The organism is Staphylococcus sp. HMSC14C01 (assembly GCF_001808085.1).
GTDB lineage: Bacteria > Bacillota > Bacilli > Staphylococcales > Staphylococcaceae > Staphylococcus > Staphylococcus hominis.
The window spans coordinates 1-18,763 of the sequence record NZ_KV792010.1; the positions used below are offsets into that span (position 1 = coordinate 1).

At 32.3% G+C, this 18,763-nt stretch carries 18 protein-coding genes; 1 reads left to right on the top strand and 17 read right to left on the bottom strand.

Annotation, left to right across the window (positions count from 1 at the left end; translation table 11 throughout):
- Positions 1-74: 74 nt before the first annotated feature.
- The 17 genes from nreC to HMPREF3131_RS00335 all read right to left on the bottom strand — a co-directional run bounded on the left by nreC (position 75) and on the right by HMPREF3131_RS00335 (position 17,247).
- A complete protein-coding gene (gene nreC / locus HMPREF3131_RS00255) occupies positions 75-728 on the bottom strand; it encodes a nitrate respiration regulation response regulator NreC (RefSeq protein ID WP_070436305.1) in 654 nt (217 codons plus the stop codon).
- Positions 729-753: 25 nt separating this feature from the next.
- Complete coding sequence (gene nreB / locus HMPREF3131_RS00260) at positions 754-1,764, bottom strand: nitrate respiration regulation sensor histidine kinase NreB (protein WP_202596555.1); 1,011 nt, start codon at positions 1,762-1,764, stop codon at positions 754-756.
- 33 nt (positions 1,765-1,797) lie between these two features.
- Positions 1,798-2,250, bottom strand: a complete 453-nt coding sequence (gene nreA / locus HMPREF3131_RS00265) for a nitrate respiration regulation accessory nitrate sensor NreA (protein WP_017174957.1) — start codon at positions 2,248-2,250, stop codon at positions 1,798-1,800.
- Between the two features lie 20 nt (positions 2,251-2,270).
- Positions 2,271-2,960, bottom strand: coding sequence for a respiratory nitrate reductase subunit gamma (narI, locus tag HMPREF3131_RS00270; RefSeq protein WP_017174958.1), 690 nt, complete (start codon positions 2,958-2,960; stop codon positions 2,271-2,273).
- The gene (gene narJ / locus HMPREF3131_RS00275) at positions 2,953-3,528 is read right to left on the bottom strand and encodes a nitrate reductase molybdenum cofactor assembly chaperone (protein WP_002448445.1); all 576 of its coding nucleotides are present in this window, start codon (positions 3,526-3,528) and stop codon (positions 2,953-2,955) included. Before narJ ends, narI begins: the two co-directional genes overlap by 8 nt.
- A complete protein-coding gene (narH, locus tag HMPREF3131_RS00280; protein WP_002488804.1) occupies positions 3,521-5,080 on the bottom strand; it encodes a nitrate reductase subunit beta in 1,560 nt (519 codons plus the stop codon). Before narH ends, narJ begins: the two co-directional genes overlap by 8 nt.
- Positions 5,070-8,753, bottom strand: coding sequence for a nitrate reductase subunit alpha (locus HMPREF3131_RS00285; RefSeq protein WP_070436306.1), 3,684 nt, complete (start codon positions 8,751-8,753; stop codon positions 5,070-5,072). The genes narH and HMPREF3131_RS00285 overlap by 11 nt, the downstream gene beginning before the upstream one ends.
- A gap of 206 nt (positions 8,754-8,959) precedes the next feature.
- A complete protein-coding gene (cobA, locus tag HMPREF3131_RS00290; RefSeq protein ID WP_048762163.1) occupies positions 8,960-9,910 on the bottom strand; it encodes a uroporphyrinogen-III C-methyltransferase in 951 nt (316 codons plus the stop codon).
- On the bottom strand, positions 9,901-10,215 hold the full coding sequence (gene nirD / locus HMPREF3131_RS00295) for a nitrite reductase small subunit NirD (protein WP_049382393.1): 315 nt from the start codon (positions 10,213-10,215) through the stop codon (positions 9,901-9,903). The genes cobA and nirD overlap by 10 nt, the downstream gene beginning before the upstream one ends.
- A gap of 2 nt (positions 10,216-10,217) precedes the next feature.
- Positions 10,218-12,623 (bottom strand): nitrite reductase large subunit NirB, encoded by a 2,406-nt coding sequence (gene nirB, locus HMPREF3131_RS00300; protein WP_070436307.1) that lies wholly within the window; start codon positions 12,621-12,623, stop codon positions 10,218-10,220.
- Between the two features lie 210 nt (positions 12,624-12,833).
- On the bottom strand, positions 12,834-13,547 hold the full coding sequence (locus HMPREF3131_RS00305) for a sirohydrochlorin chelatase (protein WP_049379318.1): 714 nt from the start codon (positions 13,545-13,547) through the stop codon (positions 12,834-12,836).
- Positions 13,548-13,671: 124 nt separating this feature from the next.
- Positions 13,672-14,490 carry a formate/nitrite transporter family protein gene (locus HMPREF3131_RS00310; protein ID WP_002448547.1) on the bottom strand — a complete coding sequence of 273 codons (819 nt, stop codon included), beginning with the start codon at positions 14,488-14,490 and terminating at the stop codon, positions 13,672-13,674.
- A 124-nt stretch (positions 14,491-14,614) separates the two neighbouring features.
- Complete coding sequence (locus HMPREF3131_RS00315) at positions 14,615-14,797, bottom strand: hypothetical protein (RefSeq protein WP_002448340.1); 183 nt, start codon at positions 14,795-14,797, stop codon at positions 14,615-14,617.
- A 71-nt stretch (positions 14,798-14,868) separates the two neighbouring features.
- Positions 14,869-15,339, bottom strand: a complete 471-nt coding sequence (locus HMPREF3131_RS00320; RefSeq protein ID WP_019834821.1) for an SRPBCC family protein — start codon at positions 15,337-15,339, stop codon at positions 14,869-14,871.
- Between the two features lie 111 nt (positions 15,340-15,450).
- Positions 15,451-15,966 carry a YceI family protein gene (locus HMPREF3131_RS00325; protein WP_019834820.1) on the bottom strand — a complete coding sequence of 172 codons (516 nt, stop codon included), beginning with the start codon at positions 15,964-15,966 and terminating at the stop codon, positions 15,451-15,453.
- A 300-nt stretch (positions 15,967-16,266) separates the two neighbouring features.
- Positions 16,267-16,863: a thioredoxin domain-containing protein gene (locus HMPREF3131_RS00330; protein WP_070436308.1), complete on the bottom strand. Its 597-nt coding sequence runs from the start codon at positions 16,861-16,863 to the stop codon at positions 16,267-16,269.
- 24 nt (positions 16,864-16,887) lie between these two features.
- Complete coding sequence (locus HMPREF3131_RS00335) at positions 16,888-17,247, bottom strand: DUF4467 domain-containing protein (protein ID WP_017174967.1); 360 nt, start codon at positions 17,245-17,247, stop codon at positions 16,888-16,890.
- A 267-nt stretch (positions 17,248-17,514) separates the two neighbouring features.
- Here HMPREF3131_RS00335 and HMPREF3131_RS00340 point away from each other — a divergent pair, with 267 nt between their 5' ends.
- Positions 17,515-18,762, top strand: coding sequence for an aminoacyltransferase (locus HMPREF3131_RS00340; protein ID WP_070436309.1), 1,248 nt, complete (start codon positions 17,515-17,517; stop codon positions 18,760-18,762).
- The last annotated feature ends 1 nt before the right edge of the window (position 18,763 follow it).

Consider the following 18,763-nt stretch of genomic DNA (forward strand, 5'->3'; position numbering starts at 1 on the left):
TCACTTATCTAGATACTTTATGTCCCGGACTCGAAATATAATATAAGTGTCATTATTTAAGTTATTCAATATATTTAAAAGTCTAAAAGTTTCTTTTTAAGCGCATATTCTACAAGCTCTGGTTTAGATTTTAAATTTAATTTAGTCATAATATACGTTTTATGTGCCTCAACTGTTTTAACGGATACAAACAATTTTTCAGCAATTTCTTTATTTCCATATCCCTTTGCAATTAATGGTAATATTTCTAATTCTCTTTTAGAAAGTATTTTGAAAGGATCATTGGTTGCTTTTTCATCTTGATTAGAAACATTTACAAATTCATTTACTAATGACGTCGTTAGTTTCATATCAATATACGTTTCACCTTTATACACTGTTCGTACTGCTAAAATCAGTTGTTCATCTGGTGAATTTTTTAAAATATATCCTTTAGCACCATTTCTTAAAACATGAAATAGATATTCTTCATCATCATACATTGTTAAAATTAATATTTTTGTTTCAGGAAAACTTTCAGAAATTTTGCTAGTAGCAATTAAGCCAGACTCACCAGGTGGCATACTTAAATCCATAATTAATACATCCGGTTTGTATTCCATCACTTTTTGATATGCTTCTACTCCATCAGCAGCCGTAGCTACAACTTCCATATCTTCTTGAAAGTTTAATATCATAGAAAAACCTGTTCTTACTACTGCATGATCATCTGCAATTACTATTTTCAATTATAAGTCAGTCCCTTTACATTCTCTAGAGTGGTACTTCTAAAGTGATAATAGTTCCTTTTCCTAAATGTGTTTCTACATTCACTTTTCCGTTTACAAGCTCTGCTCTTTCATTCATACCATACAATCCTAGTCCTGTACCTTGTGGTTGAGAATTCGGATCAAAACCTTGACCATGATCAATCACTTCAGCTATTAATAAACGTCCAACCTCCTGGACAAAGACATCTACCGAACTTACGCCTGCATATTTTAATGCATTAAATACCGCTTCCTGTACCACACGGTAAACAACCGTTTCTACTTCACTATCATATCTTTTATCTTTAATGTTAGATTGATATACAATTTGCATACCATAATTATTTTCAAATTGTTTAAAATATGATTTAAAAGCCGCTTCCAAGCCTAAATCATCTAGAGATGAGGGTCTTAATTCAACTGATAAATGTCTTATATCATCAATCAATTTAGACATTAATCCCTCAATACGTTGCGATTGTTGGACAAGTTCTGAGGATTCTTTTTGATATTTCAGCAATCTGAGTTCAACATCAATATTTAGCATTTCTTGTACAACACTATCGTGTAGTTCTCTAGAAATACGTTTTCTTTCATTTTCTTGCGCGGAAATTGTTTTTCTCATCATCTGACGTTGATACATTTTTTCTTGTCTTTCAATTTGCGGCGAAATATCTTGAAGTGTAAATGCATATATCTCATTATCTTCATCAATCGCTTGATAAGAAGCTGTAAATGGTCGAACTTTATGATCTACTGTTTTCATAAACACTTGAAAATTGATATCGTTTGGTTTAGATGTGTCTAAATAACAATTTTTGCAACTTTGAAGTTCAAATTCATTTGAATACCCTTCACAACGATCACAAATCGCATTTGTCATCGCACTATAATTATTATCTTTTGAAATAATTTCTTCAGCGGCGTCATTCATTGCAATGATTTTTCCTTCTTTGTTTACAAAAACAATTTTTTCATTTGTAGTTTCATAATATTTTTTTAGTAAGTCTTCCATTTGCAGATTATATAACTCTAACACATATATCACCTAGATTTCTTCATTAAATTCCCACAAACGGCCTTTAATATTTAATTGATTAATCACTTTAGGCAATGTTTTACTACCTCTTTGTCCTAATAATAACACGCCTGCAACATGCTGTTCATGCCATAATGGTATAGCAACGAGCGCGTTTAAGTTTTCACTCATCAAAATAGGGTACTTAATTTTTTCTTCTGGTGTTATTGTTTTGGAAACATTTTCTATAACCATTCGCTTTCCTGTTTTCATGACTGTCCCAGCTAAGCCTCTGCCTTTTCTCAAAACAATCAATTTATAACGACTGTTTAAATTACCTGAAACATATTGCCATTTAATAGGTCCAGAAGGTTCGTGGTTTTCATATAGTGCAACAGCAGCAAAATCACAGTTTACTTTTTTTCTAAGTGTGTCAAGTTCCTGCTGAAAATGTACCGGTTCAAACAAAGGTTCCGGAATCATATATCGTACTCCTTTTATATTTAATGTGCACGAGGTGCTTTATGTTTTCTATATACAATATAACGTCTATTTGTATATGCTAATGGAATACTCCATACATGTACAAGACGTGTAAATGGCCAACAAGCTAATATTGTAAATCCTAATAAGATATGAATTTTAAATGATAATGGAACGCCTGTCATTAGTGCTGCATTGGGTGAGAATGTAAATAAGTGTCTAAACCATATAGAAATCGTTTGACGGTAATCAAAGTCAGTTACCATTGCATTAGTAACTAAAGTTGAGAAACATCCCATAAATATAATCAATATTAATAAGAAATTTACGAAAATATCAGAAGCTGAACTTAACTTTCTCACATTACTAATCGTTAAACGTCTTGCTGTTAAAAGTAACATTCCAATTAGAGTCATTATACCAAAAATACTACCAATATAAACAGCTCCAAAGTGATATGTACTTTCGCTTATGCCAAGTCCATCTATCCATTTTGCTGGAATAGCTAACCCCACCACATGACCAAAAAATACTGGAATAATTCCTAAGTGAAATAACAGACTGCCCCATTTAAGTTGTTTTTTTTCTAAAAACTCACTCGATTTTGCAGTCCATGAAAACTGATCATATTTATATCGAGCAATATGACCAACGATAAAAATTGCCACACATAAATATGGGTAAATAATCCAAAGAAATTGATTAAGCATGATGTGTCACCTCTTTTGGAATGTCTAAACAAGCTTTTAATGTTTCTCGTAATGCACGAATCACATAAGCGTAAGGATTATTCTCCTTAGCTAATTGATTTGCCATTTCATATGTACCATCTTCAATAATCATAATCACTAACTCAATATTGCCTTCTGCACGAGGATCATTATGCCAACTTGCTACATGTAAAAACTGCAACATCAATGGTAGATAATCTGATAATTCATTATCTACCATTTTTAATCCAAACATTTCATAAAGTACTTTTAGTTTTGCGAGCATTTGACCTCTTTCTTTTTGAGTATCAAATTTATTGTAAGTCATATAAAGTGGTGATGTTTTATTGAAATCAAATGTATCCGTATAAATTGCTTTAATTTCAGATAAAGTAAATTGGTACATAATTTCACGATATTTCATTAAATCTGCATATCCTGGATGCGAAGGATGAATCGTTTCTTCAAATGTATTAGGATGAAATGTTAATTTTTCTGGAAAATTAAGTTGTTGTGCAAGATATCCAAAACTTTCTTGATAGTATTTAAATTGTGTTAGATTAATCACGGAAAATACCTCCATAGAAATTCTCATTATAAATCTCTTGACCAGATTTTCCTGACGTTGAACCTACTGGAACACCGCAGCCTTCACAATTATCTCCGAAATATTCACCGCCATATCCTTGGCTACCTTGAGCGTGATACGTATCTAAATAGGTTTCTTTATGTGAAGATGGTACAACAAATCGATCTTCATATTTAGCTAAACCTAATAGACGATACATTTCTTTTGTTTGAATTTCTGATAAACCTAAACGTTCTAATCTAGAAGTATCAAATGGTTTGTTTGTGACTTGAGCACGCATATAACTTCTCATCATTGCCATTTTTTGTAACGCTTCTTTTACTGGCTCTACTTTACCTGCTGTAAATAAGTTTGCTAAATATTCAATAGGTAAACGCATTTCTTCGATGGCCGGGAAAATCATATCTGGATTTTGACCTGAATTTTTACCTTCAAAATAACTCATAATTGGACTTAAAGGCGGGCAGTACCATACCATTGGCATTGTTCTAAATTCAGGATGTAATGGAAATGCCAATTTATATTCAATCGCTAATTTATACACAGGTGAATTTTGAGCAGCTTGGATCCATTCATAACTGATACCATCTTTTTCTGCTTGTTCAATCACTTCTTCATCAAATGGGTTTAAGAAGATATCAAGTTGTTTTTCATATAAATCTTGTTCATTTTCAGCTGAAGCCGCTTCGTGTACACGATCAGCGTCATATAATAAAACGCCTAAATATCTCATTCTTCCTGTACATGTTTCTGAACATACAGTTGGCATTCCTGCTTCAATTCTTGGGAAGCAGAATGTACATTTTTCAGCTTTATTTGTTTTCCAGTTGAAATATACTTTTTTGTAAGGACAACCTGTCATACAGTAGCGCCACCCACGACATGCATCCTGATCGACTAAAACAATACCATCTTCATCTCTTTTATACATAGCCCCTGAAGGACATGAAGCAACACAACTAGGATTTAAGCAATGCTCGCATAGACGAGGTAAATACATCATAAATGTTTCATCAAATTGGAATTTGATATCTTCTTCAATTCTTTGAATATTTGGATCTTCTGGTCCTGTTACATGTCCGCCAGCTAAATCATCTTCCCAGTTTGGTCCCCATTCAAGATTTAGTCTATCTCCTGAAATCAATGAATGTGCTTTTGCCACTGGTGAATGTTTACCTTCTTTAGCTGTGGTTAAATGTTCATAATTATAAGTCCATGGTTCATAATAATCTTTGATTAACGGCATATCTGGATTATAGAAGATTTTACCTAAGGCAATTTTAGACCACTTACTACCTGATTTAAGCTCAAGTTTACCTTTTTTATTTAATACCCAACCACCTTTATAGTGCTCTTGATCTTCCCAACGTTTTGGATAACCTACACCTGGTTTGGTTTCTACATTATTAAACCACATGTATTCTGCACCCGGTCTATTTGTCCAAGTATTTTTACATGTCACACTACATGTATGACACCCAATACATTTATCTAAATTCAATACCATTGCAACTTGCGCTTTAATCTTCAAGCCAATTTACCTCCTTCATTTTTCTAACTGCGACGTACACATCACGTTGGTTTCCAATTGGTCCATAGTAATTGAAGTGATAACTAATTTGTGCATATCCTCCAACTAATTGCGTAGGTTTTAGGTGAATTCTTGTAGGTGCATTATGTGATCCCCCACGAGTATCAGTAATCTCAGAACCTGGTGTTTCAATGTGCTTATCTTGAGCGTGATACATAAACATTGTACCTTTCGGCATGCGGTGTGACGTTACCGCTCTTGCAGTTACAACACCATTTCTGTTATAAACTTCAAGCCAATCATTATCATTGATACCATGTTGCTCAGCATCTTCATTAGATAGCCAAACCACTGGACCTCCTCTGAATAGAGTCAACATACGTTCATTATCTTGATATGTTGAATGAATATTCCATTTTCCATGAGGTGTTAAATAACGTAGAACAAGTGCATCTTGTCCACCTTTTATCTTTTTATCTCTTGCGCCAAATACCATTGGTGGAAGTGTTGGTTTATATACTGGTAAGCTTTCACCAAATTGCTGGAATACTTCGTGATCGATATAGTAACTTTGTCTTCCAGTGAGCGTTCTAAAAGGTACAAGTCTTTCAATATTTGTTGTAAATGGAGAATAACGACGATTATTTTTATTAGAGCCTGGGAATACTGCTGTTGGGATAACTTCTCTTGGTTGAGCTGTAATATTTAAGAACGAAATTTTTTCAGATGCACGTTCTTTTGAAATATCCTTCAATTCCATTCCAGTTTGATTTTCTAAATCTTCATATGATTTTTGAGATAATTTACCATTCGTTGCCGAAGAGATATTTAAAATTGCATCAGCTACTTTACGTGCAGTATCAATACGTGGTCTATCGTTTCTAACAGAATGTTCATCGTCATCATTCCACGTACCAATCATACTTTTTAGCTCTTCGTATTCTTCTTTAACGCTAAAACTAACGCCGTGTGCCCCTACTTTACCTTTCTCAAGTAAAGGTCCTAATGTAACGTATTTATCATAAATTTTAGTATAGTCACGTTCTACAATAGAGAAGTTAGGCATAGTTTTACCTGGAATACCTTCTACTTCACCTTTAGACCAATCTTTAACGATACCGTATTCAGAACCTAGTTCTTGTTTAGAGTCATGTGCAAGTGGTGTAGTTACCACATCTTTAAATGTACCTGGTAAATAATCTTTAGCCATTTCTGAAATTGCTTTACTCAATGTTTTGTAAATGTCCCAGTCAGAACGTGACTCCCATAATGGATCAATTGCTGGATTAAATGGATGAATAAATGGATGCATGTCGGTTGAAGATAAGTCATGTTTTTCATACCAAGTTGCTGCTGGCAGCACAATATCAGAATATAAAGGCGTTGCAGTCATTCTAAAATCTAATGATACAAGTAAATCTAATTTACCTACTGTATCTTCTCTCCATTTAATTTCCTCTGGTTTATCATCTTCATTCGGTTCAGCCATTAATCCTGAACGTGTACCAAGTAAATGTTTCATAAAGTACTCTTGACCTTTAGCTGAACTTGAAATTAAGTTAGATCTCCAAACAAATAATGTTTTAGGATGATTTTTTCTTAAATCTGGGTCTTCAATAGCAAATTCTGTTTCTTTATTTTTCACTGATTCAATCGCACGTTTTAAAATAGCTTCATTTGAATCATCGCCCGCATCTTTTGCCTCTTCACCAAATAACAAACTGTTTTTATTAAATTGTGGATATGAAGGTAACCAACCTAAACGTGCTGCTGTCACATTATAATCTGCTGGATGCTGATGTTTAATGTTGTTAGCAAGTGGTGATTTCAATTTATCTACATTAGATTCTTCATATTTCCATTGATCAGTTGCAAAATAGAACCAACTTGTACCATTTTGTAAACGTGGTGGACCTTGCCAATCTTTAGCGAAAGCTACAGTATTCCATCCTTCAATTGGACGACATTTTTCTTGCCCAACATAGTGAGCCCAACCTCCACCATTAACACCTTGGCATCCACATAATAGAACTAAATTCAATACAGCACGGTAAATGGTGTCAGAGTTGAACCAGTGGTTAATCCCCGCACCCATAATAATCATCGAACGTCCTTTAGTATCAATAGCATTTTGTGCAAATTCTCTTGCTACTTGTGTCACTAATTCTTGTTTAATACCTGTGACGTTTTCTTGCCATGCAGGTGTATATTTAGATTCACTATCTTCATAAGATTTAGCTTCTAACTCATGACCAAATCGTTTAATACCATATTGACTAGCCATTAAATCATATACTGTAGCAATACGTACTTCTTTACCATCTGCTAATTTAACTTTTTTAGTTGGGATAGGTCGTTCGAAAATACCGTCTCCTTGACTATCAAAGTAAGGGAATTGAATGGTTTGTAACTCATATTCTTCTTCTGCAACAGATAAAGCTGGATCAATTTTACTTCCATCTTCTGTTTCAAGTTTTAAATTCCATTGTTTGCCTTCTTCCCAACGTTGACCCATTGTACCGTTTGGAACCACAAGTTTGTGGCTAATCGCATCGTGAATAACTGGTTTCCACTCACCATTTTCACTTTTTATACCTAAATCGCTTGCACGTAAAAATCGTCCTGCCTTATAACCATTCTCATCTTCATCCAGCATCAATACAAATGGCATATCTGTATATTGCTTTGCATAATTAACAAACATATCACTTGGTTTATCTTCATAAAATTCTTGTAAGATGACATGTGTCATAGCTTGAGCAACTGCGGCATCTGTTCCTGGATTAGGTGCTAACCAATTATCAGCAAATTTAACATTTTCTGCATAATCTGGTGCTACAGAAACCACTTTTGCACCTTTATAACGTACTTCAGTCATAAAATGGGCATCAGGCGTACGAGTAAGTGGAACGTTAGAGCCCCACATAATGATGTAAGAAGCATTGTACCAATCACTTGATTCAGGTACATCAGTTTGTTCACCCCAAATTTGAGGAGATGCAGGTGGTAAATCAGCATACCAATCATAAAAACTTAACATTTCCCCGCCTAATAAATTAATAAAACGCGCACCAGATGCATAACTAATCATCGACATTGCTGGAATAGGTGTAAAACCAGCGATTCTATCCGGACCATCTTTTTTAATGGTATAAAGAATTTGTGCTGCGATAATATCTGTTACATCTTTCCAACTTGCACGTACATGTCCACCTTTACCACGTGCTTCTTTATATAATTTAGCTTTCTTTTCATCTTCAACGATAGATGCCCATGCGGCGATACGATTTCCATTATTGTCTTCAAGTGCTTCTGTCCATAGATCTAATAGTTTACCTCTAATGTAAGGGTATTTTACACGAAGTGGGCTGTATTCATACCATGAAAATGACGCGCCACGTGGACATCCACGAGGTTCAAATTCAGGCATATCTGGACCACAACTTGGATAGTCAATTTGTTGATTCTCCCACGTAATCACACCATTTTTAACGAAAACTTTCCACGAACATGATCCTGTACAGTTTACGCCATGTGTGGTTCTTACTACTTTATCGTGACTCCATCTTTCACGATACATTTTTTCCCATTCTCTACTTTTACTTTCTAAAACTGACCAATTTCCATTAAACGTTTCAGTTGTTTTGAAAAAGTTTAATCCGAATTTTCCCATTTATATAAATCCTCCTACCTGCAAAGGTAATACGTTACTTATGTCCAATGTTATTTAAAGAAATTTCATTTAAATTGTACATTTTTTCACATGGTTTTTATATTAGGGAATTACCTATTTCATATAAAAGAATCCCTAAAAAAAGTGAGATAACACACGTTTTAAATATCGTGTTATCTCACTTATGACATTCGAAGCGTAAAGAACTACACTTCAATATATTTAATATTTTGGTGCTGCGTTATGATCGATTCATATAAATACTTTTGTGAAGAATGATAAGTTTCATCATATTGAATTAAGCATTTTAAATACTGTTGAGATAAGTCTTCTGCTTTTGAAAGGGCTAAGTCTTTATTCCCTTTAATAACGTACAATGTTTCATCTATTGTTTGTTTTGAGTGTATAATCTTTTCGTCATCCATATAGTTAATGATATGGCCTAATATACAAATTCCTGGATCATGTTTCATATTAAGCTTAGATAATTGATATTCAATAGTGCTTAGTTTACCAACCACTATGGTTTCGTTATAACACGTAGCATTAAAAATGATAGCAATATCATAATCTTCTTTAGTATATCTTCTAATTTGATTAATAATATCATTTAATCGTTTAATTCCCATATAAATTGCCAAAGTCCCACCATTAGCTAAATTACGTATATCCATGTCTTGATCAATATCATCTTTAAAATGACCTGTAGAAAATGTAACACTTGGTGCTACTGAACGCATCGTTAAACCTAAGTCTAATGAAGCTACCGCTGCACTCGCAGAAGTTACCCCAGGTACAATATCGTAGGCAATCTGATGTTCTTTTAAAATGTCTATTTCTTCAGTTACTCGGCCAAATACTGCTGGGTCTCCACCTTTTAAACGTACAACAACTTTATACTTTTTCGCTGCTGCTACTATTTTTAAATTAATATCTTCTTGTTGAATATGTTTAGTATAAGGTTTTTTTCCAACATCTATGATTTCAGCAGTTGGCTTTGCATATTGTAATATCAATGGATTGACAAGACGATCATATAAAATAACATCTGCTTGACGAATTAATCGTTCTGCTTGTTTAGTTAGCAAATTAGGATTGCCAGGACCAGCCCCAATTAAATATACTTTTCCAAATTCACTTTTAGTGACTAGAGACATATAAATACGTCTCCATCTTCAATTTCAACTTGATATGTTTCAACACAACCTGTATCAGGTTCTTGCACTTTACCCGTATTCAAATCAATTTTTTGATCGTGGAGTGGACAATAAACATATTCTCCACTTACAGTACCTTCAGATAACGGTCCTTCTTTATGTGGACACACATTATTAATAGCATGCACTTGTCCATTTTCTGTTAAAAATATACCGATTTGTTTATCTTTAACGATAACCTTTTTACCAATTAATGGTGTTAATTCATCCATAGTTGTTACTTTAACTTTTTCCATTACACTCATCCTCACACTTTCTCGACTTCAAATATTTTTTGTGCTTCTTTATTTTCAACAATAGCTTCCCAAGGTTCTTCTTCAAGTGCTTGTTTTGCATCCATAATTCTATCAAAAAGTTCTTTTTGACGTTGTTCATCTAAAAGCACTTCTTTAACATGATCAAATCCTAGTCGTTTAAGCCATGGTGCTGTTCGTTCAGCATATATTCCAGTCTCTCTGTAATATTGCATAAGCGCACCACAAAGTTGTACCACTTGATCTTCTGTTTCAACAGTAGTAAGTAATTGACCTACAGTGACCTCTGTGCCACCGTTACCGCCAATATAAATTTGATAGCCATTTTCTACTGAAATGACACCAAAGTCTTTAACGCCTGATTCTACACAGCTTCTTGGACAACCAGAAACACCCATTTTAAATTTATGAGGTGTGTCTATGTATTCAAATGTTTTTTCTAATCGAATACCTAAACGTGTAGTATATTGTGTACCAAATCGACAGAATTCTTTACCAACACAACTTTTCACAGAACGCGTTTTCTTACCATATGCAGAGGCAGAGCGCATACCTAAATCTTCCCAAACTTTTGGTAACTCATCTTTTTTAAGACCATATAACCCTACACGCTGAGACCCTGTTACTTTAACAAGAGGCACGTTATATTTTTTCGCTACTTCACCTAAACGAATTAATTGGTCAGCATCTGTGACACCACCACGCATTTGTGGAATCACTGAGAAAGTACCATCATTTTGAATATTTGCATGATAACGTTCGTTCGCAAATCTTGATGCTTTTTCATCTTGGTGTTCATGAGGATATACCATATTTAGATAGTAGTTAATAGCTGGGCGACATTTTGGACAACCATTTTTATCTTTAAAATCAAGTACATGACGAACTTCTTTTGATGTTTTTAAACCTTTAGCTCTAATTTGGGTAACAATTTCATCACGTGTTAAATCAGTACATGCACAAATACCCGTTGGTTTAGCAGCTACAAATTCATCACCTAATGTACATTTTAGTATTTCTCCAATTTGTCCTTTACATTTACCACAAGAATTTCCTGCTTTGGTTGTTTTTGTAACCTCATCTACAGTAGTCAACCCATTTGTTGTAATTGCATTGACAATCGTACCTTTATCTACACCATTACAACCACAAATTGTTTCATCATCAGGCATATCTGCTATTGAAGTTCCACTTTCTTCTCCGCCTTTATGTAGAAGTGACACTAGTGTGTAGTCCTCTAGTGATTCATGTTTTTTCATCATATTATAAAATCTTGAACCATCATCTGTATCGCCATATAAAACGGCACCTACCACTCGACCATCACTTAGGTAGACTTTTTTGTAAATATTATCTACACTGTTAAAGATTTCGATACCGTGTACAGTTTCATCTTCAACGATTTGTCCTGCACTATATAAATCACAACCTGATACTTTTAAAGACGTAAATGTTGTAGAACCTTTATATCCTTCAGTCTCTTTACCTGTTAAATAATCAGCAAGCACTTTACCTTGTTCATAAAGAGGTGCAACTAAACCATATACTTTACCGTTGTGTTCCGCGCATTCACCCACGGCATAGATATGTTCATCAGATGTTTGCAAGTAATCATTAACAACGATACCTCGATTCACTTCTAATCCCGCTTCACGAGCTACTTCGGTAAATGGACGTATACCAACAGCCATAACGACTAAATCCGTTTCTATTACTCTACCATCAGCTAGCTTAATAGCTTCTACATCATCTGTTCCTATAATTTCTTTAGAATTTGCTTGTAGTTCAATATGCATGCCTTGACGTTCTAAATCAGCTTTTAACATATCTCCAGCTTTACGGTCTAATTGCATTTCCATCAACCATTCTGCTAAGTGAAGAACTGTTACATCCATACCTTGATCCATTAATCCTCTTGCACATTCTAATCCAAGAAGACCTCCACCAATAACAATGGCACGTTTTTTTGTTTTAGCAATTTCAATCATACGCTCAGTATCTTCAATTGTGCGCCAACCGATGACACTTGGTAATTCTGATCCAGGTATAGGTAAAACAAATGCCTTTGAACCCGTCGCAAAGATACAGATATCATAAGCTACAGTGATACCTTTAGATGTAGTGACAGTTTTGGATTGTCTATCTACTTTTTCAACTGGATCATCTACAATTAGTTCAATATGATGTTCTTTATACCAGTCATAATCGTTCATAATCGTTTCTTCAACTGTCATTTTCTTTTGTAAAATGTTGGATAACATGATTCGATTATAATTAGGATAAGGTTCTTTACCAATAATTGTAATGTCAAATTGAGAATCTGAACGTTCTAAAATTTCTTCAATTGTTCTTAAACCAGCCATACCATTACCAATCATTACGAGTTTTTGTTTAGCCATATCAATGCCCCTTTTATTACATTTAATTATGATTAACTTCAAATATTTTTGAACTCACTATTCTTTACAAGGCTATTTTATACCATATTCTTTTAAAAATGTGATTATTTTCACATTTAAATGTAAAATCGGGGATTTCCCTAATAAAAAACACCTTCCATTACATGAGTAAGGATTTAGCACTCATATAATGAAAGATGTATGTAGTTACTATACTGTTAATTCTTTTAATCGCTCTCGAATAATCGATTTTAAAATAGGGTCAAAATTAATAGACGGAGTCATGTGCAATTCATTAGCAATATCCATCTCTGATATAAGACCCTTTACTTTATTAACTAAACGTCCATCATATAAAAACATTGGAACCACAATAAGATGACGATATTGTCTTGAAAGTTGATCTAAATCATTTTTAAACGTAATATCTCCATATAACGTACGGCAATATATAGGTTTGTCTTGCTTTAACTTAGTACTAAATTCTTTTAGTTCATCATGTGCTTTAGTATAAGAAAAGCTACCATGTGCAATCAATACAACTGCCACATCTGACTCTTTATTCATATCCACATCATTAATACGTTGTTCTACTAAATCCACCATATATGGATGCGTACCAAGAGGCGCACTAATTTCATATATTATATTTGGATGTGCTTGTTTAATGTTTCTTAACATCTCTGGAATGTCTACAATGTAATGCATGGCTGAAAATATAAGTAAAGGTACAACTTTAAATTGCGTTTCCCCTTTTTCTATTAAATTAGTAATCGTATTTTCAACGCTTTTTTCTTCACTTTCAATAAAAGCAAGCTCATAAGCGTAAGTTTCATCTTGTAATAAACTATCTATAAATTCACCGAGTGCTTTATTTTGATCTCCTTTTCTCATGCCATGAGCTACTAGAATATTCGCAACCAAATGGTTTCCCCCTTATTATTTTAATGTTGATTAAAATAATAAGATTTTCTGAATATTAAGTCAATATGTTGGGGATTAAAAGAGCGGAAATGTCTCTCGATATTTCCGCTCTTTGATCGTCTTACTATGCTTTTATACTGTCTCTTTTTCCGTTTAAATAGGCATAAACAAGCCCTACAAAAATACCTCCACCAATATAGTTACCTACAAAAGCAAATACGATATTTTTTAGCACATCTATCCATGATAATGCATCACTATTATAAAAAATCATTCCTGCATATAATCCAGCATTAAATACAACGTGTTCATATCCCATAAATACAAATACTATCACACCAACAGCAATGAAAAATGCGCGCGCTAAACCTTCTTTAAAAAGCATTGAAACATAAATACCAATATTAATAAAGAAGTTACAGAATATCCCTTTGATAAGAATATTTAACCAAGTTGATTCTACCGTTTTTAAATGTACTGTTTTACTTAGACTTGCAACCATTTCAGGTGTCATCACATGTGTACCCTTCATTAATAAGAATAAAATAAACCCACCTATAATATTTCCAATAAAACAAAATAAGAATATGTATAACATTTTTTTAACTGCAATGACTTTGTAGTACCATCCGACAGTTAAATACATAAAATTACTAGTAAGTAATTCTGAATTAGTTAGAACAATAAGAACTAAAGCTAAACTAAATGAGATTGCTCCTAATAAATTAACAAGTCCATCATTTGTTCCTGCAAACTGTGTTTTGATTGCTAACATAAATACTGTAACAATAGCTAATAAAAATCCTGACATCATTGACTTTAGTAAATATCGTCCAGGTGTTTGAGTTGCCATAACTTCTTTCATTTGTACCTGTCTTACAGCCGCTTTAATAAGATCTTTTGTAGTATATGTATCTTCAATTGTTGTATGGTTACTTGTCATATTCCCTCTCCTTAATTCATTTATAATTTTATATTATATATAGTGAAGTGCATTTTGAATAGAGAAGATTAAAAAAGAGCAACATATGGAGGTTTATTTTCCATATCTTGCTCTTGTCATGATATTAATGTGCTTTTTTTAATTTTGAAAAATAACGTAATCCTGAAGCAAAAATACCATAGCCTAATGCCGTTCTTAAAATATATTTTATGACGCCATTATTTAAACACTTTGAATTAATTAATAATGTTGGAATTAAAGTACTAATTGAAAATAATCCCAGCACTTTTAAATATCTTTCTTTCATACTATATCATCCTCTTTTCAATATTATTATAACTTAAAAGTTCAATTTAATTTTGACATCCTCGTGACGATTTATTCATTAAGTAAGACTTCTAGTTGATCTAATGTTGAATTCATACCTGCTTCTATTCCCATACCTACTGCTTGTTGAGCTGCTTCTTTAGTTGGAAACACTGACGTAGACGTAATAGTAGTCATTTGTTTATTATCTGAGTTAAAATTGATTGAAATATGCATACCAGGTAAACGCGTATCTTTTTTTCCCTCAGGTGTAGCAAAGTAATCAAAGTATTCAAGATACTTCGGACGATCCACTTTTCGATATTCTGTTAATGTATAGCTTGTCTGTTCTGAGGTTTCTATTGCAAAGAAGGCTTCCCCGCCTTCTTCAGTATTAAAACGATATACTTTTGTCTTAGCGCCTTGAGGATGAAACCATTGCTCAAATAACGATGGATTTGTATAGGCATCAAATACATCATTGATAGGAGCTTTAAATGTTCTTTTAAAAATTATTTTATTTTCTTTTACATCGATTGACATCGTTATCTCTCCTAATTTCTAAAATGGTGATTTCTATAATTTAACAACTATTATATTTTAAGACAATAAAAAAACAGGCAAAGTTAGAACTCTGCCTGTTTTTTAACTTTATTATTCTTCAATAGGAAATTCTAAATCGAATTCCACATTTAATGTTTTACCTAATAAGAAACCACCAGTTTCTAATGGTTGGTTAAATGTAACACCATATTTTTCACGATCAAGTTCGCCAGTAATAACTAAACCTGCTGTATTTTTATTATTAAGTGGGTTTAAGCTAATACCTTTATAATCTAAATCGAATGTTTCTTTTTGTGTTTGATCTTTAATTGTTACATTACCAGTAACTGAATGGTCATCAACACTAATAATTTCAAATTTAATTTCAGGATATTGTTCAACGTTTAAGAAATCTTCACTTTTAAGATGATTATCACGATCTTCTACTTTAGTATCAATAGAATTAGCTTGAACAGTAAAAGTGCCTTTTAAAGAACTTAAATCATGAAAGTCACCTGTAATATCTGCATCAAAATCGTTAAAACGTCCTTTTACATTACTAATTACAAGGTGTTGTATTGAGAAATTCACACCTGAATGAACTGGATCTAAATTAAAGTTAGCCATTTATTTTCCCTCCAATAGTGAAATGATAAAACTAATAGTATTCATTTTATCTATCTTCTACTTTAATATAATTATTATACTCAGTATATTAAATAAATCTAATGAAAATGACAAACTAAACGACTTAATTAAAGTAAATTAATTGTTCTAACTTTATTTCTTTTGTCTCTATTCCCTTTTTTTATAAAAATAATGATTTTAAATGTAAGATTTTTAAATATTTCATAAACTATATAAAAACATAATTAAAAGACCTAATTTAATATTTAAACAACACTAAGTTAGGTCTTTTGTATTATGCTATAAATATTTTTCCCATTCTTTAACTTTATAAGGGTCTTCTACTTTTTTACCATTGATAAAAACTGTTGGAACAGATTGAATATGATTTTCTTTTGTTAACTTTTTCTGTTTTTCTGCTTCCTTCCAAGCATCGCTATTTTTAGTTTTATATTCTTTTTTTATGCGATCTTTTTGTTTTTGAGAAATATTTAATTGGTCAATTTCTTTATCTAGTAATGTTTCAGTAATCCAATGTTTTTTTTCTTCTTGTTGATGAGCATATATATTTTTTTGGAATGTAAGATATTCTTTTGGTGCAATAGATTGAATAGCATTCCCTGCTCTAGAGCCCATTAATGAATCTTTTCCAAGAAAACTTGCATTAATAAATTGATATTCCACTCTATTTGTATCAATATAATCTTTTTTTATGATAGGCATGACGTTATCTTCAATTTTCTTGCAATAAGGACATTTATAGTCTCCATATTCTACAATTAAAATTTTTCCATTTTTCGTATGAGCTGGGATTGTTTCTTTTTTATTTCGAGAGCAAGCGACAACGATAATGATTAAACATATGATCCCAGCTCCAATAAAAATCAATTTTTTCATATATACTCCTTAAGATTGTTTCAATTAGTTAAGATTTTCTTCCTTATAATCCGAATCATGTGTACTAATATATTGTTTCGTATCAAAGTGCTCTAAATAGGTTGCCTTCTTGTCTTTAAATTGATATGTATAATAATGCATTTCATCGTTGTTGCTTAATGGTCTATATGCTAATACAACATACTTACCTTTTTCATACACATATATATTAGCGTCTTTTTTATCAAAGTGTTTTACCACATCGCCTTGTTCATTCCTAGCAAGTCGTTCTTGTTTTTTATCTTGTAGTTTTACAGCTTTATCTATTTTATTAGCATATTCATCATTACCGCAACCCGCTAGCAATATGACACATACACTTAATGATAAAATCAATCTTTTCAAATATGTTCACTCCTACTTTTTCTAATCTAACCTAATATAACTCTTACTATTATACTATGCTTATACTGATTATCATACAGTGGTTTTGCAATATAAACTAGACTATTAAAAAATATTATATTTTAAATTTTATAGTTATATATTTTAAAAAATAATTATTATCTAATACTAAAGCATGAGCAAATTAATTTACTAAATGTGTGTAATAATAGAACTAATTTGATAAAATAGTTTAGAATTCTTAAAAACACAGAGGAGTAGATAATCATGAAATTCGTAAGTTTAACACCTGAAGAATTTGAAAAATTCACATCCGAACATTTTTCTCACTATACACAATCTCGAATACACTTGGATAATAGAAATGAGATGAAACATGATGTACATGTTGTAGGTGTTAAAGATGATAGTGGAGATGTCATTGCAGCAACATTAATGACTGAAGCACGCGCATTAAAATTTTATAAATATTTTTACACACATCGTGGTCCAGTAATGGATTATAGCAATATCAAACTGGTTCACTTCTTTTTCAAATCACTAACAGAATATTTAAAAAAACAAAATTGTCTATTTGTTTTAGTAGATCCATATATTTTAGAAAACCTACGTAATGCAGATGGAGAAATTTTAAAAAGCTACGATAATCGTGCAGTGATTAAAACACTTGAAGACTTAGGATATAAACATCAAGGTTGGTCTGTAGGTTATAGTACAATGAGTCAAATTCGTTGGTTGTCTGTACTTGATCTTAAAGATAAAACTGAAGACCAATTATTAAAAGAAATGGACTATCAAACACGTCGTAATATTAAAAAGACGTATGAAATGGGCGTAAAAGTTAAAACATTACCTATGGAAGACACACATACTTTCTTCGAACTGTTCCAAATGGCTGAAGAAAAACATGGCTTTAAATTTAGAGATGAGCCTTATTTCTATGAAATGCAAAAAACATATAAAGATCATGCCATGCTAAAATTAGCTTATATCGATTTAAAAGATTATTTGTCTACTCTACAACATAAACATGAGGATTTAACAAAACAACTTACTGAAATTGAAGAAGTTTTAAAAGAAAGCCCTAACTCTAAAAAGAACAAAAATAAACGCAATCAACTTCAACAACAATTTGATAGCAATGAACGTAAAATAAACCAAACAAAAGATAAAATTGCAGCAGAAGGTGAAGTATTAAATCTAGCAGCTGCATTATATATCTACAATGAACATGAAGTATATTATTTATCTAGTGGTTCTAACCCAAAATATAATGAATATATGGGGGCCTATCGTTTACAGTGGGAAATGATTAAATTTGCTAAAGAGCATAACATTGACCGTTACAACTTCTATGGTATTACTGGAGACTTTAGTGAAAATGCTGAAGATTATGGTGTCCAACAGTTCAAAAAAGGCTTTAATGCTGGTGTTTATGAATATATTGGTGACTTCATTAAGCCAATTAAACCTGTTCTTTATCATACTCAACAATGGATCAAAAATAGAAGATAAT